Annotated in this window: 22 protein-coding genes and 2 pseudogenes; 10 read left to right on the top strand and 14 right to left on the bottom strand. The window is 39.4% G+C overall.

Features of this window, described 5'->3' with window-relative positions; all coding sequences use genetic code 11:
• A partial coding sequence (locus ACFIK7_RS00850; protein ID WP_375662763.1) for a hypothetical protein occupies window positions 1-232 on the top strand: 232 nt, incomplete at its 5' end.
• Between the two features lie 499 nt (window positions 233-731).
• Here the strand turns inward: ACFIK7_RS00850 and ACFIK7_RS00845 are convergent.
• The 11 genes from ACFIK7_RS00845 to ACFIK7_RS00795 all read right to left on the bottom strand — a co-directional run bounded on the left by ACFIK7_RS00845 (window position 732) and on the right by ACFIK7_RS00795 (window position 9,549).
• A complete protein-coding gene (locus ACFIK7_RS00845; RefSeq protein ID WP_375662762.1) occupies window positions 732-1,007 on the bottom strand; it encodes a hypothetical protein in 276 nt (91 codons plus the stop codon).
• Window positions 1,008-2,128: 1,121 nt separating this feature from the next.
• Window positions 2,129-2,533 carry a hypothetical protein gene (locus ACFIK7_RS00840; RefSeq protein ID WP_375662761.1) on the bottom strand — a complete coding sequence of 135 codons (405 nt, stop codon included), beginning with the start codon at window positions 2,531-2,533 and terminating at the stop codon, window positions 2,129-2,131.
• A 12-nt stretch (window positions 2,534-2,545) separates the two neighbouring features.
• Window positions 2,546-2,743, bottom strand: coding sequence for a hypothetical protein (locus ACFIK7_RS00835; protein ID WP_375662760.1), 198 nt, complete (start codon window positions 2,741-2,743; stop codon window positions 2,546-2,548).
• On the bottom strand, window positions 2,733-3,290 hold the full coding sequence (locus ACFIK7_RS00830; protein WP_375662759.1) for a hypothetical protein: 558 nt from the start codon (window positions 3,288-3,290) through the stop codon (window positions 2,733-2,735). The genes ACFIK7_RS00835 and ACFIK7_RS00830 overlap by 11 nt, the downstream gene beginning before the upstream one ends.
• 57 nt (window positions 3,291-3,347) lie before the next feature.
• A complete protein-coding gene (locus tag ACFIK7_RS00825) occupies window positions 3,348-3,896 on the bottom strand; it encodes a hypothetical protein (protein WP_375662758.1) in 549 nt (182 codons plus the stop codon).
• Window positions 3,897-3,904: 8 nt separating this feature from the next.
• On the bottom strand, window positions 3,905-4,411 hold the full coding sequence (locus ACFIK7_RS00820) for a hypothetical protein (RefSeq protein WP_375662757.1): 507 nt from the start codon (window positions 4,409-4,411) through the stop codon (window positions 3,905-3,907).
• A gap of 1,234 nt (window positions 4,412-5,645) precedes the next feature.
• Window positions 5,646-5,990, bottom strand: coding sequence for a hypothetical protein (locus tag ACFIK7_RS00815; RefSeq protein ID WP_375662756.1), 345 nt, complete (start codon window positions 5,988-5,990; stop codon window positions 5,646-5,648).
• Between the two features lie 211 nt (window positions 5,991-6,201).
• Window positions 6,202-6,759, bottom strand: coding sequence for a hypothetical protein (locus tag ACFIK7_RS00810; RefSeq protein WP_375659870.1), 558 nt, complete (start codon window positions 6,757-6,759; stop codon window positions 6,202-6,204).
• Between the two features lie 48 nt (window positions 6,760-6,807).
• Window positions 6,808-7,332 carry a hypothetical protein gene (locus ACFIK7_RS00805; RefSeq protein ID WP_375630975.1) on the bottom strand — a complete coding sequence of 175 codons (525 nt, stop codon included), beginning with the start codon at window positions 7,330-7,332 and terminating at the stop codon, window positions 6,808-6,810.
• A 38-nt stretch (window positions 7,333-7,370) separates the two neighbouring features.
• Window positions 7,371-7,892, bottom strand: a complete 522-nt coding sequence (locus ACFIK7_RS00800) for a hypothetical protein (RefSeq protein WP_375637793.1) — start codon at window positions 7,890-7,892, stop codon at window positions 7,371-7,373.
• 1,468 nt (window positions 7,893-9,360) lie between these two features.
• Window positions 9,361-9,549: a hypothetical protein gene (locus tag ACFIK7_RS00795; protein WP_375662755.1), complete on the bottom strand. Its 189-nt coding sequence runs from the start codon at window positions 9,547-9,549 to the stop codon at window positions 9,361-9,363.
• 139 nt (window positions 9,550-9,688) lie between these two features.
• On the opposite strand from ACFIK7_RS00795, the gene ACFIK7_RS00790 reads away from it, so the two are divergent.
• From ACFIK7_RS00790 to ACFIK7_RS00775, 4 genes and pseudogenes are all read left to right on the top strand, one after another.
• Window positions 9,689-10,255 (top strand): hypothetical protein, encoded by a 567-nt coding sequence (locus ACFIK7_RS00790; RefSeq protein WP_375630973.1) that lies wholly within the window; start codon window positions 9,689-9,691, stop codon window positions 10,253-10,255.
• A 1,729-nt stretch (window positions 10,256-11,984) separates the two neighbouring features.
• Complete coding sequence (locus tag ACFIK7_RS00785) at window positions 11,985-12,929, top strand: YopJ/AvrA family T3SS effector serine/threonine acetyltransferase (protein WP_375654358.1); 945 nt, start codon at window positions 11,985-11,987, stop codon at window positions 12,927-12,929.
• Between the two features lie 12 nt (window positions 12,930-12,941).
• Window positions 12,942-13,184, top strand: a pseudogene (locus ACFIK7_RS00780) (intracellular effector); the annotation flags it as partial.
• 551 nt (window positions 13,185-13,735) lie between these two features.
• A complete protein-coding gene (locus ACFIK7_RS00775) occupies window positions 13,736-14,662 on the top strand; it encodes a YopJ/AvrA family T3SS effector serine/threonine acetyltransferase (protein WP_375662754.1) in 927 nt (308 codons plus the stop codon).
• Between the two features lie 173 nt (window positions 14,663-14,835).
• On the opposite strand, the gene ACFIK7_RS00770 is transcribed toward ACFIK7_RS00775, so the two are convergent.
• On the bottom strand, window positions 14,836-15,114 hold the full coding sequence (locus ACFIK7_RS00770; protein ID WP_375630970.1) for a hypothetical protein: 279 nt from the start codon (window positions 15,112-15,114) through the stop codon (window positions 14,836-14,838).
• Between the two features lie 570 nt (window positions 15,115-15,684).
• Here ACFIK7_RS00770 and ACFIK7_RS00765 point away from each other — a divergent pair.
• Genes ACFIK7_RS00765 through ACFIK7_RS00750 form a run of 4 tightly spaced genes read left to right on the top strand, consistent with a single transcriptional unit; the run spans window position 15,685 to window position 16,909 of the window.
• A complete protein-coding gene (locus ACFIK7_RS00765; RefSeq protein WP_375662753.1) occupies window positions 15,685-16,347 on the top strand; it encodes a lysozyme in 663 nt (220 codons plus the stop codon).
• Window positions 16,344-16,580: a hypothetical protein gene (locus ACFIK7_RS00760; RefSeq protein ID WP_273790902.1), complete on the top strand. Its 237-nt coding sequence runs from the start codon at window positions 16,344-16,346 to the stop codon at window positions 16,578-16,580. Before ACFIK7_RS00765 ends, ACFIK7_RS00760 begins: the two co-directional genes overlap by 4 nt.
• Entirely contained in the window at window positions 16,504-16,716 is a 213-nt protein-coding gene (locus tag ACFIK7_RS00755; protein ID WP_273790903.1) for a hypothetical protein, read from the top strand. The genes ACFIK7_RS00760 and ACFIK7_RS00755 overlap by 77 nt, the downstream gene beginning before the upstream one ends.
• Entirely contained in the window at window positions 16,709-16,909 is a 201-nt protein-coding gene (locus ACFIK7_RS00750) for a hypothetical protein (protein ID WP_273790904.1), read from the top strand. Before ACFIK7_RS00755 ends, ACFIK7_RS00750 begins: the two co-directional genes overlap by 8 nt.
• A gap of 479 nt (window positions 16,910-17,388) precedes the next feature.
• Here ACFIK7_RS00750 and ACFIK7_RS00745 read toward each other — a convergent pair whose 3' ends face one another.
• Entirely contained in the window at window positions 17,389-17,589 is a 201-nt protein-coding gene (locus ACFIK7_RS00745) for a hypothetical protein (RefSeq protein WP_375662752.1), read from the bottom strand.
• Window positions 17,590-17,662: 73 nt separating this feature from the next.
• Between ACFIK7_RS00745 and ACFIK7_RS00740 the strand changes: the two genes are divergently transcribed.
• A complete protein-coding gene (locus ACFIK7_RS00740; protein WP_375630965.1) occupies window positions 17,663-17,860 on the top strand; it encodes a hypothetical protein in 198 nt (65 codons plus the stop codon).
• A gap of 687 nt (window positions 17,861-18,547) precedes the next feature.
• Here the strand turns inward: ACFIK7_RS00740 and groEL are convergent.
• Window positions 18,548-18,753 (bottom strand): annotated as a pseudogene (gene groEL, locus ACFIK7_RS00735) (chaperonin GroEL); the annotation flags it as partial.
• Window positions 18,754-18,953 lie beyond the last annotated feature (200 nt).

Raw genomic sequence — 18,953 nt, 5'->3', positions numbered from 1 at the left:
TTCCATCACCTTCAAACATCGCACGAATAGAAGGTCTCTCCTACAACGCATGAGAATATATAAAGACCAGTATTCATTTTCTGCCCGCCCTTCACGCGCTGTTTTGTTGGTAAGCGGTTTTTCTTCGCTGCCAGATTTCTTGATCCAACTTATCGATCTTTTTTTTCAACAAACGCGTAAAGATGATACGGACCACAAAGGCAACAGGAATGAGCACAAAAAGAAGCATTGATATAAAACCCAATATTAATGTTAAAATGAACAGGATATAATTCGACCACTCTGTCAAATCCCACTCAAAAAATATAACGAGTGCCACTTTAAAAGCGGTAATAATGAAAGCAATGCAAAAGATGACTTTATAATTTTTGCTTGTCAAAAACGCTTCTTCAAGCGAAAAAGACCGTAACTCTTCATACAATGGNTTTTGCTTGTCAAAAACGCTTCTTCAAGCGAAAAAGACCGTAACTCTTCATACAATGGTGCATTTTTTCCATTGCCCCTCATTTTTTATCCCTCATTTGTTTCAATTTTCAAGCCATTTTCATGAACCGAAGCTTTCGTCCTCACAATGGATGAGGGTTCATCAATATCAAGCGTTTGTATCCCTCATCTTTTAAAAGACAATATCAGGGGTGCTTTTTTTTCATCAACTTCAAACATCATGTTTTTATTCCCCACAATATATCCTCTGCTGTCTTAAGGCTTCTCTTTTCTCGTCGATCAAATTTTCATAAAATATCTTCTTCTATTGCACAAATTTGGGTCTCTGACTCTAAAATTCTAAGTGCTCTTTTTATTTTCAGGAAGATAAGCTGCTTTCTAAAGAAGAAGCAAACGAGTGCAAGAAAAGCGTAACGAGGTTGCTTTGTCTTTATGACGATTTGAATCATCAACAACAAAACCGGCCCAAATTGATTTTTTCGATATTTTTTTTCAAAGCCCAAACTTTCATCTTCCATAAAGCTTTTATGAGAAAGCTGCCAAATGTTAACATCAGCAAGCAATGTCAAAGCCCCAAGGGTGTGCAAGTAAAGAAGAAGCCACTTGAGAGATAGCACAATTTCCTTTCCCCAAGGTGGTGCCCCCATATTGAAAGCCCAAACACGCGGCCAAGATCAACCTCAGTCCCAGATCAACCTCAGTCATCGCCTTATCTCAAGCTTCCTCAAGCACACGACGTAAACGCCCTACGCTTACCTTTTCCTCAAAAAATTTCAATCTCTTTTCCTTAAAACCCACCCCTTTGCCTCAATGCCTCGTTGTCAATCTGGCACCCCCCCAAAATGATAAAGCCCCAAAATGATAAGGATTAATTATTTGGCAAGCCGCCGCATGAATACCAGCGTCTCTCACAATTCCATAACCAAATTGCACAAAACCTTTTTTATCCAGAGAGAGAAACTGTCCTTAGCGGTCTCGTAAATAAATAACGGTCTCGTAAATAAATAGATGTCCCTCTTTTCTTTCAATTTCCCCCCTCCACCCCAAGCTCTTTAAAAGCACTGTTGCCCTTTCCATAGAGCAAAACGTCTTGATCAAAAACTTAAGCTCTTGGCGCGTCTTCTCTATGCGTCTTGCCTCTCCACCTGCAAGAAAATGGGCTCTTCTTCCCCAAACACCAGAATATCTTTTGCTTTAAGTATAGATTTTTCGCTCTCAATATCGCTTGGTAAGACAGATTTTTATGCTTGATAAAAGAAAATAAGTTACAAGATTTTCACTCTTTAAGAAAACACCAACAGCAAGTAAAGTCCAAGAGCAGCCCCTCTTCACTTTCCCCTTAAAAGCTCACAAGAATCCCCACTCAAACAAGAATCCCCACTCAAACAAGAATCCCCACTCAAGCAAGAGCACCTCTCAAGCAAAAGCACCAATTCTTTAAAAAACACGACACAAATATAAAAAAGCATAAAACGAGAAGTACACCCATGCACCTTAATGAACAAGTCAAAAGCAAGGCTCAACAAAAGCCTCTCTTCACTTTTTCCCCTCGCTCATTTTTCTCTCGCTCATTTTTCTCTCGCTCACTTTTCCCTCGCTCACTTTCCCCTCGCTCACTTTCCCTCGCTCACTTTCCCTCGCTCACTTTCCTTCGCTCACTTTCCCTCGCTCACTTTCCCCTCGCTCACTTTCCCTCGCTCACTTTCCCTTCGCTCATTTTCCCCTCGCTCATTTTTCTCTCGCTCACTTTCCCTTCGCTCATTTTCCCCTCGCTCACTTTCCCCTCGCTCACATCGTATAATATGACGGGTGCTCCTTTCTGCTCAACCTCTTCTTCTAATTGCCGTATCATCTTGTTCAACTGACGTGTCACGATAAAACGCATAATAAAAACAATCGGTAAGAATAAAAAAACACAGGCAAGCATCCATGCCAGTGGCTCGAATACGACAAGAGAAACAAAGTCCTCCCCTCTCCATATCTTAACGACAGCAGTTATAACTATTGGAGCAGTCGCCATGACTGTAGAAAGATAGAATATTTTTTTATAGTCTTGCCAAACAAGAGAAAGCTGTTTTTTATCAAACATTCTGCTGCTTTTTTATTTTTGGGAGATCTGTTTTAAGGCAATATCGCGTTCACTCAGCACGCATTTCAGTTCCTTTTTCACGCGGCAATACAACCGCGCACGCTTGATAAACAGGTAATAAATGACAACGATTGGCGCCCATATTAAAACATTTAAGAGCGTAAAGAACAGGAAAGAAATGGCTATTAATGTTATAAGACTACTCGTCATTTTGTCCCCCTTCCACATTCTGCATACGCATTGCCTGATCGCGTTGTTGTATCGCTTCTTCCAATTGTGGAAGTATTTTGTTCAATTTTCTCGTTAACTTTATGCACATGATCCCAATGATCGGAAAAAAGAGAAGAACCCCTAACCATATAAGGCTCAACAGCTGCATGATAAAGGCAACATTATCATTTTTCCACCATACAAAATTTGCGATAGAGAAAGCAGATTGCAAAACAGCAAAGAGAATAAGGATAAAAAGAATTATTTTACATTCTTTTGAATAAAAAGGCCGAGATTCTTTGAAGTTAAGAAAGCGCATTTTCGCATCAAGGGTCTTATGGGCGAGATTGTGTCTTTTCATTTCTCCCCGATCATTGCGCAATTGTTGTATGGCGTGTTTTTGTTGCGTCGTACTCTTTTTCAAGTCTTGAGCGAGTTTAAAAGATAACCTGATATGCTTGATCAACAAGTAAGGAAGCCTAACAATGACCATAACCATTAAAATGGCAATGACGATGCCCCCTAAAAAAGCTAAATGTTGCATCATAATGCTCCCTTTTTTTCCCTATCGTATTGATGTGAAATCATCATTTCTATTCTCTTCTCAAGCAAATGTTTCTAATTCCTTTACTGTTTCTTGCACGCCATACTGAAGGAAACTATGGAGAATTAAAATGACAGGTAAAGAAATAACAATACATGCCCAGACCCAAAACAGCAGTTTCATGACAAAATCAATAATGTGAAGCACTATAGGCGCGTAATTGTGCAAAAAAACCGCAGATTTTGGAAGAAAAGCTGAAAAAACGACAACACCTGTGCAAAGTGCAACCATAACGAAAGCGATAGAAAAGATCATAAAATAATCTTTTTTTGAGAGAAGCAAAGATTCTTGAAAAGAAAAGGCACGCAACTGTGTTGTAAGAACTGTATTCTGTCCTCTCCCTCCTGCCTGATTATGCCTCAAATTCTGCGCTGTACCCTTTTTTAATTTTCGCTGCGTCGCCAATAACAAGATTGTCCGTTTTATCAACGAATAATAAAGTGCAACGATTGTCACCATGGTAGAAAGGAATACCATAAAAATTGTAGAACAAATAAAAATTGTCGTCCCTACGGCAATCAACATTCCAATGATTAAAGAAGCGGTCACTTTTCCCCCTATTGTCTTCTGTTAAGAGATTGGTTGTCTAGCTGTTGCTGCTCTGGCAAGGTTTCCCATTGTAGCATCATTTCCTTCACATCCCGTTTAAATACGGCGTTAAAGACAAAAAAGAGCGGAAACAACCCAAAAAGAACGCCAAAAATTATTTGCGGTAAGAGACATAAAAAAGCCCAAACACTATTCCACCCCGCATCAAGAACATGCTGAATTATAGGATTTTGGAAAGGGTGTTTAAGACTTTCCTGAAAACTTTCTTGTTTCATTTTTCCCAGTTCTTGTAACTGTTCCTTGGATATAACGTGAAAAAATTCCAAAGGGCTCATATAGGCAGACGCGGAAAAAAGCACCAACAAGAGGATAGCCAAACAACAAATGATGATATAATCGCTTGTTGAAAGCATCATCCATTTTTTGAAAGTTGCCGATTGATCCAACACTGGCTGCGATACAAAAGCCTTATCTCCCTTATGGGCAAATTGGTGTTGTGATTTATCTTCGATCATACGGATACTCCCCCACTTCTAAAATTCCCACTCTTCAATATTTGATAGCACGCCACCAGCGCGGTAAATTCGCTTAGCACCCTTCTCAGAGTAATGCAAGCACTATAAATCCCCTCTACGTATTTTATTCATTTGCCCTATACGCGCTTATACATGAAGCACTATACGTGAGGCGCTTACAAGCCAAAACACCCCTTTCCCCAAGGTGGTGCCCCCATATTGAAAGCCCAAACACGCGGCCAAGATAAACCTCAGTCCCAGATCAACCTCAGTCATCGCCTTATCTCAAGCTTCCTCAAGCACACGACGTAAACGCCCTACGCTCACCTTTTCCTCAAAAATTTTCAATCTCTTTTCCTTAAAACCCACCCCTTTGCCTCAATGCCTCGTTGTCAATCTGGCCCCCCCAAAATGATAAAGCCTCAAAATGATAAGGATTAATTATTTGGCAAGCCGCCGCATGAATACCAGCACCTCTCACAATTCCATAACCAAATTGCACAAAACCTTTTTCATCCAGAGAGAGAAACTGTCCTTAGCGGTCTCGTAAATAAATAACGGTCTCGTAAATAAATAGATATCTCTCTTTTCTTTCAATTTCCCCCCTCCACCCCAAGCTCTTTAAAAGCACTGTTGCCCTTTCCATGGAGCAAAACGTCTTGATCAAAAACTTAAGCTTTTGGCGCGTCTTCTCTATGCGTCTTACCTCTCCACCTGCAAGAAAATGGGCTCTTCTTCCCCAAACACCAGAATATCTTTTGCTTTAAGTATCGATTTTTCGCTCTCAATATCGCTTGGTAAGACACATTTTTATGCTTGATAAAAGAAAATAAGTTACAAGATTTTCACTCTTTAAGAAAACACCAACAGCAAGTAAAATCCAAGAGCAGCCCCTCTTCACTTCCCCCTTAAAAGCTCACAAGAATCCCCACTCAAACAAAAGTACCACTCAAGCAAGAGCACCTCTCAAGCAAAAGCACCAATTCTTTAAAAAACACGACACAAATATAAAAAAGCATAAAACGAGAAGTACACCCATGCACCTTAATGAACAAGTCAAAAGCAAGGCTCAACAAAAGCCTCTCTTCACTTTTTCCCCTCGCTCATTTTTCTCTCGCTCACTTTCCCTCGCTCATTTTCCCCTCGCTCACTTTCCCCTCGCTCACTTCCCCTCGCTCACTTTCCCCTCGCTCACTTCCCCTCGCTCACTTTCCCCTCGCTCACTTCCCCTCGCTCACTTTCCCTCGCTCATTTTCCCCTCGCTCACTTTCCCCTCGCTCACATCGTATAATATGACGGGTGCTCCTTTCTGCTCAACCTCTTCTTCTAATTGCCGTATCATTTTGTTCAACTGACGGGTCACGATAAAACGCATAATAAAAACAATCGGTAAGAATAAAAAAACACAGGCAAGCATCCATGCTAGTGGCTCGAATACGACAAGAGAAACAAAGTCCTGCCCTCTCCATATCTTAACGACAACAGTTATAACTATTGGAGCAGTCACTATAACCGTAGAAAGATAGAATATTTTTTTATAGTCTTGCCAAACAAGAGAAAGCTGTTTTTTATCAAACATTCTGCTGCTTTTTTATTTTTGGGAGATCTGTTTTAAGGCAATATCGCGTTCATTCAGCACGCATTTCAGTTCCTTTTTCACGCGACAATAAAGCCTCGCACGCTTGATAAACAAGTAACAAATTGTCCAAACTGGCACCCACAATAAAATATTTACGATCATATATAACAGGAAAGAAATGGCTATTAATGTTATAAGACTACCCGTCATTTTATCCTCCACGCCCATTCTGCAGACGAATTGCCTGATCGCGTTGTTTTATTGCTTCTTCCAATTGTGGAAGTATTTTGTTCAATTTTCTTGTTAACTTTATGCACATCACCCAAATGATCGGAAAAAAGAGAAGAAATCCAATCCATAGAGAAGCGTTCAACAGTGACATGATCCCGCTGATCATATCACTCTTCCACCATACCAAATTTGCGATAGAGCAAGCAGCCCGCAAAACAGAAAAGAGGACAAAGATAAAAAAGATTATTTTACATTCTTTTGAAGAAAGAGGCAGAGATTCTTTGAAGTTAAGAAAGCGCATTTTCGCATCAAGGGTCTTATGCACAAGATTGTGTCTTTTCATTTCTCCCTGATCATTGCGCAATTGTTGTATGGCTTGTTTTTGTTGCATCGTACTCTTTTTCAAGTCTTGAGCGATTTTAAAAGATAACCTCATATGCTTGATCAACAGGTAAGGAAGCCTGACCATAACTATAGCCATTAAAATGGCAATGATGGTGATCCCTAAAACAGCCAAACATTTTATAACAATAGTCATTTTTCCCCCCTATCGCATTGATATGAAATCATCATTTTTATCCTCTGCTCAAACAAATGTTTCTAACCTCTTCATTGTTTTTTCCACGCCATACTGAAGGAAACTATGGAGAATTAAAATGACAGGTAAAAAAACAATAATCCATAGCCAGAACCACAACAGAAGCTGCATGACAAACATGCCAACCGTAAACAATAGAACCATATAACCGTGTAAAACAATCGCAGATTTTATAAGAAAAGAAAAAAAAGCTATCAAACCTGTAAGAGACACAATCACAATGAAGGCTAGAAAAAAGATGATAAAATAATCTTTTCTTGAAAGTTCCAAAGATTCTTTAAAAGAAAGGGGGCTTAATTCTATTGCACAAACTGTATTCTGTCCTTTCCCTCCTGCCTGATTATGCCTCAAATTCTGCGCTGCACCCTTTTTTAATTTGCGCCGCATCCAAAACAACAATATTGTCCGTTTTATCAACGAATAATAAAGTGCAAAGATTGTCATGACGGTAGAAAACAGTATCATGATCTCCCCGAGAAACATGAAAGCACCCAACCCTCCTGTGATCAACATTCCAAAACTCCTTACAAAAGAATTAGCCTCTCGTTTCCCTATTGTGTTCTGTTGAGAGATTGGTTGTCTAACTGTTGCTGCTCTGGCAATGTATCCCACAGCTTCATCATTTCCTTGACATCCCGTTTAGAGATGGCGTTAAAGACAAAAAAGAATGGAAAGAACAGCACAAGACAAAACCAAATCATTTGCGGTAAGAAACATAAACAAGCCCAAACACCATTCCATCCTACGTTACGCAAAAACAAGACAGCAGGATTATTTTCAAAAGGCTGTTTCAAAATCTCCTTAGTCATTTTTCGAAGATCTCCTTGTTCCATTTTCTCCAGTGCTTGAAACTGTTCTTTAGATATAATGTGAAAAAACTCCAAAGGGCTCATATAGACAGTCGCGGCAAAAAGCACCAACAAGGGGATAGCCCAACACAAAATGATGACGTAATCTCTTCTTGAGAGAGCCGTCCATTTTTTAAAAACTGCAGACTGATTCACCCCTGGCTGTGATGCAAAAGCCGTATTTTCCTCATGGATAGATTGGTGTTGTGATTTATCTTCGATCATATGGATATTTTCTCACTTCTAAAATGCCCACTCACTCTTTGAAAACATGCAACCAGAAAAACCGATTTATCGAGCACTCTTTTCACCATGAAACCCGTGCTATAGGACTTTTTAAGTCTATTTTTTTAAATTCCCTATACGCGACAACATACAATCTCTCAGGCTTACAAGCACAAACGCTATTGTGTCTCCTTATCTATGACCCACACCTTAAAAGACAATGTTTCACAAAACTCAACAAGCAAAAATATTCAATCTAAAAAATATATGATGTGTAAAATTTTACTAATAACATACTGATTTATAACAATTTATTATTTAGCACCTTAAATGAGAACCCTAAATAGCATAGGATTGTCTTATTCCAAACCTGTTCCATATTGGGCCAATCCAAACCATGTCTCTTGCGCGTTACAAGCAGAAAGAGCCATATAGAGTAAAATATTAAGAAAGGATGATAAATGCCTCTAATGAAGCGTCTCAAATGCCAAGGGCTGTCGCAACAATGAGAGCTGGCAAAATGTGTGATGCTATGGACTTTCTTCTTCACAAGCGTAAAAATGGAAGTGTGCAATAGATTTTATAGTATTCAAACTTTATATGGATTTCATTGGGGGACTTTATCGTTATACCCTTCATGAGCACCCTTGCGAAATGGTCAAAAGAGAGCCCTAAGACATGGCTCTTTAAAAAGCAACACAACACAAAGTCGAACAAGCAACCGATTATCCAGTATGAAAAGCGCGCGACAAACAACCTTAATCCTCATTTGAAAGCTTCTTAATTAAAAAGGCTTCATTAAAGATGAAATATCTCACAGCCCCCACATTTATACAGCCCCTACATTCATCAAGGCATCTCCCATAAAAGCATCTTTTTATAAAGGCATTTTCTTCTTATAAAAACAGCTTCTTTCGATAATGCATCCTTCCTTTAAACGACATCCCCTCGTCTTATGATGAGATCCATTAAAACGGAAAATTTTATACTCTATAAAGGATACTTATAAAGGAAATACCAAACCAAATAGCGAGATCATTCACAGTTTATTTTAAGCCGATAAACGATATTTTATTTGAAAACATAGAGCATCTTATGCTATTATAATAGGATACGGAGGTTTGCTTTTTGCCGCTCTCTGCCACTCAAAAGAAGACAACATATCTCCTATAAAGGATAAAAATATGCTTAACAGCGTGATGTATATCAAATATCTTGGGAAAGCGCCCACCAACAAAAAAATAAGAGAACCCAAATAACAAGCTCCCAACTTAAGAAAACAATGACCTTTCAAAAGTAGAATTGAAAAGTTTCCACAAAGCGCTCGTGAAAAAAGAGACAAATAATCCCATTAGAAAAAACTTCCCATTAGAAAAGACGATGACATGCCCTTAAAATCCATTCTTATTTTTTCATTCACATTTGACAAAAATTTTCCTTCAATCTCTCAAGAACAGTTAAGAAATATTTAAAAAGCAAATAATTCGCTATCCATGAAAAAATAAGCATGATAGGGGCGGAAGATAAGACTGATAGGGATAAGATAAAAAAGATGATTTTTTCGCCCCACACCGTTGCTTTTCTTTGCATTTAAAACGCCTTTAGTATCGTTTGTTTTTTGATCTGCAACGGCTGATATTTCCCAGTATTTGCTCACTCCCCCCCCAGTATTTTCCTCCTTTTAAGTATTTTCCCCCTCTTAAGTATTTGCTCCCCCCAATATTTGCGCCAAGTGCTTTTTACATCACTGTCCCCCATCAACAGACAGTTTCTTTTTCATTCAAATGGTTAAGTTCATGAAAATACGTAAAAAACGCGGTAGACCGAAAATAACAGGAAAGCGAGAGCCCAAAGGACGTATTTCACGTGCCCAAAGCTCCAGCGAATCTGCGCTTCAATCTGCGATTGAAATGCGTGCAAAACACTTTGGTTTAAGCCTCGAAGAAGCGAAAAATCCGCTTGTTGGGACCTATATTGGGCGTCTTTGTTTGCTTGGCTATAAAGAGGCTTCATCAGGCATCAGTAAAGAGCAATATGACACGGCACAACAATACTTGCAAATTAGAAACGACTATTTATGTGCAAAAGGTTTACCAAACGGTTATTATGATGGTTTTACGCACAGCGCATCAGATGAGAAAGCAAAAAAGCAATGGGTCCAAAGAGCAACGGAACACTATGAAAATATGCAAGAAGCGATTAAAGAAGCACAATATCTACATCGTCAACACAACTTTCATGCGGCATTACACTATCTTGTTATAGAAGATCAACCGCTGCCTAATCTTGTTGGTTCGTTGCGTATTATTCTTGATGCCCTTTATAAACATTTTGACAGTTCTACCCAAAAGAGCCTTTGCTAAAAACACTCATCGTTTCCTCCCCCTCACAGGATAAAGATTCCCCTCTCCTTTTATAACATGCCTCTTTATAACCAGCTCCTTTATAAAGTCCCCTTTTGGCAGGGTGCACTTGAGATCCACTGAACTTGCCCTTTCATAGAATTTCATAGAATTAACAAGCTTAAAGCGCACAACAAACAAGCTTTAAAATATCCACCACGCCCTTAAAAAAATACTTCAACCTGTCAAAGAGACTTAACCTTAATCTACCCATGGCCTCACTTAACCATGCCTCAAAGGACAATAATTCACGGCATATTCACGGCATGGGCAGGATAAATATTTTGCCCCTCTTTAAAACAGCAACATTCTCCCCTCTACCCCCATTGTAACAAACCACCCTCATCATAAACTTCGCCCAATATCGCGACATCCTTAGCTTTTAAGACAATTCATTATCGTCATTTTACGTCTTTTCTTGTACAATTCTATATGGCTTTCCTGATCTTATGACGGACAAAAGCTATGGCTTTTATTTCAGCATAATCTGGGTTTCTCATTCAAGATAAATAACGATAAAATATCCACTATAAATCAATAGCTTATCATTAAAACAACCCGTTGATCTTTGACACAATTAAAAGCATCATCCCTTAAAGGAAAGAAAAAGCCCCTACCAACAATCTTCTCCCTCATCAACAACTGCACCGATAACCCTCCACCCATCACACCACCGCTAATACGACAGCCAGCACAACCCCAATCGCCCCCACAAATCGCCAACACCTAAAGCTTTGCCCCGCAACACCATCCAACCACCGCCTTCCCAATTTCATCAATAAAATACCACGGATTTCAAAACCACAATTCTCCCTTCATCTTGTCCACGCCTTTCTCAAAGGAGAAAAAGCGTTTACTCAATAAATCTTTATACAGAAACCTTTAGAGACCCCAACAGCCACTCGAAGAGCCATCACGCCTCTAACCACCCACGGAACACCCCACCTCGTCATCCCCCTCGGAACACCCTCTGCGCAACACCTAAAGCTTTGCCCCGCAACACCTTCCAATCACCGCCTTCCCAATTTCATCAATAAAATACCACGGATTTCAAAACCACAATTCTCCTTTCATCTTGTCCACGCCTTTCTCAAAGGAGAAAATGTTTTTTGCCACATCAAAAACTTTTCCATTAAAACAAGATATTTTGCTGCATAGCTAATGAATGAGCTTTTTTCTGTAGATTTTTTTCCACGATAAAAAAGGAAAAATAATCGTTTTGCGGTTGACAGAATATGAAAAATCGTATTTAATGACAGGTGCGGTAAGGGGTTTTCTGCGTCCAGATTTCATCATAAAATTTTCGCATTATTATAGACTGTTATAAACAGTGTGTTTCGCGACAATGTTTAAAACTTTACGGTTTGAAGGTATCTTTCGTCTTTTTCTGACTGTTTTCTTTTGCATCACCCAATTTGCATCACCAACAGCCCCATAATTTTGAGATTTTCAAAACAAGTCGTATTCACTAAGGGCTCCCAACAGAACGCCCTAATAATCCCCCCATAAAATACCAATATCATACATCACAGCAATAATGAGCAATACACGCATAAAAATATGAAAACGGCATCATTATGCTCTCATCGCCTCACCTTTCAAGATGCAAAGGCTTTTTTTCAAAACATTGTTTAGCCAGAATTGAAGAAGATAATACCACCTATCGATCATCAGCATGGAGGCTAAGATTATGAAGCCACAAGATTCTCCCCCACCTCATTCCTCACAAACACCAGAAGGCGCAAGCGCACCTGAAGGGGCGCATGCAAATGCATCATTAGACACTCTTGCTGCACATTTAGAACGGCTTAACATCGAAAAAATAAAAAACACTCCTTTCAACCGTGCCGAGTTAAAAGATATTGTTGCTGGTTTAGAACAACATAATGCCGATGGCAGTTGGATCAAAAATTATTATGATATTTTAGATCTTTACATGATGCCAGCCTTGGTAGATCAAGCAAATCGTAAATATCCAGAGATGAATCTTAAACTTGCAATGACACCTGACGACTTTGCACTCTCACTAAAAGAAACGCTCGAAAAGGGCATAAAATCTTCTAGGCTGATCGTTAACGCAAAAGATAGGGGAATTCATTTTGCTGTCATTGATCATCAAACCATAGGGGACAAGACATCTCTGATATTTTTAGAACCTACCTCACTGCGTGACACACTCCCCGCCTTACTGGCATTAAGAACGCGACAATCCATTGAACATCACCAATTGCCTAACATTCATTTTGCCATGGCAGAAATGAATATTCAACGCAGTTCCTCTGAATGTGGGATGTTCAGCTTAAGCCTTGCTAAAAAGCTTTATCTCGAAGCTCAAAAATTAGAAAGACTACACAAAGATAATATTAAGGGTGTGTTATGTGAACCAGATACGCCTTTACCTGCTGAAAAATTAGATCCATATCTTCCAGCTCGTTTATACAAACACGTGCAAGGCAGAAGACGTCTTAGGGAATATCTAACAGCCAATCCAGAAGCAGCACATGAAAAAGTAAACAAAAAAGGCGAAACCCTAAACGAGAGGTTTGAGAGAAGCTTGGTGGCAACAGAGACAAAAACTGTTTCTGTTTCACAACACAGAAAAAGAGCAACAGAATACAAATCTCTAATGATGTAATAAGCATTTGNGCCTTTACCTGCTGAAAAATTAGATCCATATCTTCCAGCTCGTTTATACAAACACGTGCAAGGCAGAAGACGTCTTAGGGAATATCTAACAGCCAATCCAGAAGCAGCACATGAAAAAGTAAACAAAAAAGGCGAAACCCTAAACGAGAGGTTTGAGAGAAGCTTGGTAGCAACAGAGACAAAAACTGTTTCTGTTTCACAACACAGAAAAAGAGCAACAGAATACAAATCTCTAATGATGTAATAAGCATTTGCCATAGCCCTATTCCACATCCACAAAGAATGAAGCTCTGCGGCTTTACGGTAAGATATAAGTTGCTGTTAGCAAATCTTCTTTTCCCTTTGAAAGAAGTAAAGAGCTAAAGATGCAAACAGTAAGCAACATGATCTCTTAAAAGACAAAAAGATACCTTGCCTTAACTCTGAAAAGCGTGGGGTTTTGTCTTTCGTAACAAAAAAATTAAAAAAGATGAGTTCATCTCTTTGTTTTTTAATATAAAAATCTTCNTTTACGGTAAGATATAAGTTGCTGTTAGCAAATCTTCTTTTCCCTTTGAAAGAAGTAAAGAGCTAAAGATGCAAACAGTAAGCAACATGATCTCTTAAAAGACAAAAAGATACCTTGCCTTTGACTCTGAAAAGCGTGGGGTTTTGTCTTTCGTAACAATTTTTTTAAATAAAGATGATTGCATCTCTTTGTTTTTTTTAGCTAAAAAATCTTTCCTGCAAACATTGTTTAGCCAGAATTGAAGAAAATATTATTTTCTACCAATTATCAATATGGAGGCTAATAGTATGAAGCCACAAGATTCTTCCCTCCCTCATTCCTCACAAACACCAGAAGGGGCAAGTGCAAATGAATCCTTAGAAGACCTTATTGCACGTTTGATGCAAAGTTCCATCCAAACAGAAGAAGAACATGTTGCACCAAGTTCTGACGAATTAAAAGATATTATTACAGGCTTAGAAGATGATCTCGTCACCGGCCGTTGGATTAACGCTTATTATGAAAACACAGATATTAGATTGATGCCGGCTCTCGTAGAAAAAGCAAACAGCAAATATCCAGACATGAATCTCAAATTGGCTCTTACAGCAGAAGAGTTTTCGCACGCACTAAAAGAAGTCGTTGAGAGCGACGCAAAATCTGCCCGATTTATAGTCAATTCGGGAAGCAAAATCCACTTTGCCGTCCTTGATTATCAAAAAGTTGATGACAAAATCTCTTTGATTATGCTTGAACCTACAACATTTCAGAATATCACAGCTTGCAAACTAGGGATAAAAATAAATCAAACCCTTCAATGTCTTCAACTGCCTCCTTATTCTTTTACCACGGCAGAAATGGATATTCAGCGAAGCTCTTCTGAATGTGGGATGTTCAGCTTAAGCCTTGCCAAAAAGCTTCATCTTGAATCTGATAAATTAGCAAGACTGCACAAAGATAATGTTAAGGGTGCATTATGTGAACAAAATTCATCTTTATCTGCTGAAAAGTTAGATTCCTATCTTCCAACCACTTTTTATAAACACACACAAGGAAGAAGACGTCTAGAACACTATTTAAAAGCCAATCCGGATGCTGAACATGAAACAGTAAACAAAAAAGGTGAAACCCTGAGGGAGAGATTTGAAAAAAACTTAAGAACAACAGAAGGAAAAACTATTTCTGTTTCCTCCCACCAAAAAAGGCTCACTGAATACAAATCTTTATCGATGTAATTGAGGCTTTTTCCATATTCCTATTCATCAAAGAACGAAGAGAGGCTGCTTTACAGCTAAGATTTCTCTAAGCAAACCAGCTTTTGCGCTCATAAAACAAAAATAGCAAACAACTTTCCTCTTAAAGAAAAAGCACCATTGTCCTATAAAAACCATCCCCTCTTAAAATTGCATCAAAATTCCAAAGCTCTTGTTAGCCCAAAGCTCTTTGTAATAATGAGACTATTTGGATAAGCAAAACGCTTGATACATAAAATATTTAATGCTTTCGTCTTCAGTAAAAGCATATGTCTTGTTTTTCTGAGAGTATCCACTTCGTATCTCAAACACCCCCACATCAATGCCATACGACCAAACAACCGCAATAGACCACGCTTATCGTGCATCAACCAAACAACCGCCCGCACCAAGAAGGCTCCATCAAAAACACCAGGACAAGGTCTTAAAATCAACAACCTCTCTTAACGGAAAACGCCTGCCCAACTATTTATCCCTCTTTGCCAACCATTACCCCTCTTAGCCAACCATTACCCCTCTTTGCCCAACCATTACCCCACTTGCCCAACCATTACCCCTCTTTCCCAACTATTTACCCCTCTTGCCCAACCATTACCCCTCTTGCCCAACTATTTACCCCTCTTGCCCAACCATTACCCCTCTTGCCCAACTATTTACCCCTCTTGCCCAACCATTACCCCTCTTGCCCAACTATTATCCCTCTTTGCCCAACTATTTACCCCTCTTTGCCAACCATTATCCCTCTTGCCCAACCATTACCCCTCTTTGCCTAACCATTACCCCTCTTTGCCAACCATTACCCCTCTTTGCCCAACCATTATCTCACTTGCCCAACCATTATCCCTCTTAGCCAACCATTATCCCCATTCCCTAAGATGTCACAACCAACCTTTTGATTTCATAAAAGTTTCACATCTCTTCTGTTTTTGAAGCGTGAAAAATTTCATTTTTAATCTGTCAACCAGCCTCACGTTAACGTGAGGCTTTATTTTATGGAGAAGCAAATGAGAAAAATATCTAAAGCAGGGCTTGCACTCATTAAACAATGGGAAGGATTGCGTTTACATGCCTATAAAGATGCCATCGGGGTGTGGACAATCGGCTATGGTCATACCAGCACGGCTGGCAAACCGTTCGTTCACAAGGGCATGATCATTACTGAAAAACAAGCAGAAGAAGTTCTTTCTCAAGATTTAAGACAATTTGAGAATACCGTTGAAAAACATGTGCGGGTTTCCTTAACGGATGAACAATTCGCCGCGCTCGTATCGTTTTGCTATAATATAGGAACATCGGCTTTTTGTAATTCGACCCTGCTCAAAAAACTCAATAATGGCGAATATGAAGCCGTCCCTGCTGAGTTACAAAAGTGGACTAAAGCAGGAGGAAAACGTCTTCACGGTTTAGTGCACCGTCGTGCAGCAGAATCGGGATTATGGGCAAAAGGGGCTTATGTTTCTCCCAACTACCAAACCGTAGAAACGCAAACACCCATGGGATTTTTCAAAGCAGAAGCGCTTACACCGATTATTGGTTCTTTTTCTGGACTTGGGGGCTTATTGGCAGGCAATGGTCCCATCCAATGGGCATTGGCAACCATTATGGTTTTAGCCGCCTGCGTTGGCATTTTCTTTGTGGCAAAACGGTTTCGGGAGCAGCGCTTATGATGTGGTGGTTGAAAAAAAATCTGATGATAACAGGAGCGGCTCTGACCGCTTTTTTTATCGCTTTAGCAAAAGCTTTCACTCTTGGAAAGAAGGTTGAACAACAAAAGCAAATAGAAAAAACGCTAAAGTCATCAACAACACGGCTAGAGGTGGAAAATGAAATTAATCAAAAAAGTGATGCTGATGTACGCGCTGCTCTTACTCACTGGTTGCGCGATAAAAACAATCAATGAGCCTTTTTCTTGCGTTGGTTGGATGCCCATTTATTTAGACAAAAAAGATCTCAATATCATCAGTTCAAATCTCGCAAGAGATATTTTAAAGCATAACAAACAAGGGGAAGGCTTGTGTGGGTGGAAACATGGCTAGAAAAAAAACAGAGCTTACAGAAAAGGAAAAAGAAATCCTACAAGAAATCATCACAACGTATAAAAGTGTAAAAATGATGTCACGCTATACGAAGTGGATTATATTCATCATTTTCTTATTAGCACTTGATTTTTCACGGATCATAGATGTGCTGGGAAGTATTTTTACACAAAAATCGAATATTCAGCTCTAAAATAAATAAAAAACGTGAGACGTGTTAAATCTTTTTTTAAAATATAAAAAGCCATTCGTTATTTTTTGAAAACACGGAGATTTTATTGATGATTTTTTCACGTCTCACGAGAAATTTTTACACGCCTCACAAACGTCGCGCTCTTCACAAACGCTTTCATGAAATGAATTTAAGGGCATGAAGAGAGATTTTTAACCAACGCGTAAGTCAGCAACTTTGGTAACATAAGAAAAGGATCATAGCAACGTACATTTTTTTAATAAACTATTGATATCCAAATGATTTTATACTCTTCATAAATAGCATTGCCAAGAATTTGTATTAAAAGACATTTCTTTTAAAGAAGCGCATAAACAAGCAATGTAATGGTAGCCTTACATAAAACTTCTCATCTTTACGTTGAATAAAAAAGCAAGCCGGCTCCTCCCACCCTCCCAATTTCCACCCTCCCAATGCCCTGCCTCTCAATGCCCTGCCTCTCAATGCCCTGCCTCCCAATGCCCTGCCTCCCAATGCCCTGCCTCCTCAATGCCCTGCCTCCCAATGCCCTGCCTCCTCAATGCCCTGCCTCCCAATTCCCACCCTCTCAATGCCCTGCCTCTCAATGCCCTGCCTCCCAATTCCCACCCTCCCAATGCCATGCCTCCCAATTCCCTGCCTCCCAATTCCCACCCTCTCAATTCCCTGCCTCTCAATTTCCACCCTCCCAATGCCCTTATGTTCTATGCATAAAGGTCAAGTTGAAGAGAATATATGGAAAATCCTTGGCTCGAAAATATGAAAAGAAGGCATGAGGCTACAACAGAATTTCGCGTGCCTTTATCATCAGAAGCATTAAAAATTCTAAAACAAGCGCGCCTACTGTCTCGTAATGATTTTTTTCGGCTACCTGTCATGGTCCCCTTAGCTCAAAAATTGCTCCCCACTCAAGAATTTTCTGTCACAATATAGGCAACAAACAGAACTTGAGTATAACAACATGGGTTTGGCTCCAGTTTAGGTGATGAGCTTACCGAAAAAAGATGAGAGCAAGGCGAAAAATTAGCTTTTATCTTTAAGCTTCTCAAATGGAGCAGTCTCCCCATTTCAGAGATCAACGAAACAGAGAGATGCTTATTCTCCTATGCAAAAGCTTGAAATACCAGCATCTTATTCATAAAAAAACAACCCAGCCCCATCATGCTCTTTTCAACTCTGTCTTTCCAACGCTCAATAGGTACTAACTCTTAGCTACTGACTTTTAATGATTGCGTTGGTTCATAAAACCGTAGTGACCTCTCACCTTATGAAGCACAAACACAGGATTTTTTAACGGTGCATACATAAACCTAAAATGAAAAAATAGAACTGTATTAGGAATAAATGACTATAAGTCAAAGAGTTATATTTTTATTAGCACAATATTTTCAAAGGAAACCACGATCCCCACACAATAGAAACATTTCATAAAAACAAGAGAAAAAGCTATGGATTAAGAGTGAGCTTCATTCACAATGACGGTAGATCAACCAGAGGAGAGTAGAACAATCCTATAAGATAAAGAAACTGTCATAAAAGGAAAATTCGTATGAACAAAAGAAATATATAAAAAAACGGGCACAGAAGACCCGTTTCTTTATTACGTCTATGGAAAAGAGCTTAGAAATCCATTCCGCCCATTCCACCCATTCCGCCAGCAGGCATCGGAGGCATTGGTGTATCTTTCTTTGGAACTTCAGCAACCATTGCTTCTGTTGTGATCAGAAGGCTCGCAATTGAAGCCGCATTCTGAAGAGCAGAACGCAAAAACTTTCACAGGATCAACAATTCTTGAAAGCAATCAAATCACCAAATTCACCGGTTGAAAAACATGAAAAAGCATAAAAAAAACGGGCACAGAAGACCCGTTTCTTTATTACTTCTATGGAATAAGAACTTAGAAATCCATTCCGCCCATTCCACCCATTCCGCCAGCAGGCATCGAAGGCATTGGTGTATCTTTCTTTGGAACTTCAGCAACCATTGCTTCTGTTGTGATCAGAAGGCTCGCAATTGAAGCCGCATT

Source organism: Bartonella sp. CL266QHHD (genome assembly GCF_042195355.1).
Classification (GTDB): Bacteria; Pseudomonadota; Alphaproteobacteria; order Rhizobiales; family Rhizobiaceae; genus Bartonella.
The sequence above is the reverse complement of the archived record's forward strand: the minus strand, read 5'-3'. Positions and strand labels throughout refer to the sequence as shown.

Coding starts and splice junctions, on each gene's coding strand:
- ACFIK7_RS00750 (WP_273790904.1), top strand. CDS start 16,709: ATGGCTAGAAAAAAAACAGAGCTTACAGAAAAGGAAAAAGAAATCCTA.
- ACFIK7_RS00840 (WP_375662761.1), bottom strand. CDS start 2,533: ATGTTTGATAAAAAACAGCTTTCTCTTGTTTGGCAAGACTATAAAAAA.
- ACFIK7_RS00775 (WP_375662754.1), top strand. CDS start 13,736: ATGAAGCCACAAGATTCTTCCCTCCCTCATTCCTCACAAACACCAGAA.
- ACFIK7_RS00810 (WP_375659870.1), bottom strand. CDS start 6,759: ATGACTATTGTTATAAAATGTTTGGCTGTTTTAGGGATCACCATCATT.
- ACFIK7_RS00805 (WP_375630975.1), bottom strand. CDS start 7,332: ATGTTGATCACAGGAGGGTTGGGTGCTTTCATGTTTCTCGGGGAGATC.
- ACFIK7_RS00815 (WP_375662756.1), bottom strand. CDS start 5,990: ATGTTTGATAAAAAACAGCTTTCTCTTGTTTGGCAAGACTATAAAAAA.
- ACFIK7_RS00830 (WP_375662759.1), bottom strand. CDS start 3,290: ATGATGCAACATTTAGCTTTTTTAGGGGGCATCGTCATTGCCATTTTA.
- ACFIK7_RS00755 (WP_273790903.1), top strand. CDS start 16,504: ATGAAATTAATCAAAAAAGTGATGCTGATGTACGCGCTGCTCTTACTC.
- ACFIK7_RS00800 (WP_375637793.1), bottom strand. CDS start 7,892: ATGATCGAAGATAAATCACAACACCAATCTATCCATGAGGAAAATACG.
- ACFIK7_RS00760 (WP_273790902.1), top strand. CDS start 16,344: ATGATGTGGTGGTTGAAAAAAAATCTGATGATAACAGGAGCGGCTCTG.
- ACFIK7_RS00820 (WP_375662757.1), bottom strand. CDS start 4,411: ATGATCGAAGATAAATCACAACACCAATTTGCCCATAAGGGAGATAAG.
- ACFIK7_RS00835 (WP_375662760.1), bottom strand. CDS start 2,743: ATGACGAGTAGTCTTATAACATTAATAGCCATTTCTTTCCTGTTCTTT.
- ACFIK7_RS00790 (WP_375630973.1), top strand. CDS start 9,689: ATGAAAATACGTAAAAAACGCGGTAGACCGAAAATAACAGGAAAGCGA.
- ACFIK7_RS00785 (WP_375654358.1), top strand. CDS start 11,985: ATGAAGCCACAAGATTCTCCCCCACCTCATTCCTCACAAACACCAGAA.
- ACFIK7_RS00765 (WP_375662753.1), top strand. CDS start 15,685: ATGAGAAAAATATCTAAAGCAGGGCTTGCACTCATTAAACAATGGGAA.
- ACFIK7_RS00740 (WP_375630965.1), top strand. CDS start 17,663: ATGGAAAATCCTTGGCTCGAAAATATGAAAAGAAGGCATGAGGCTACA.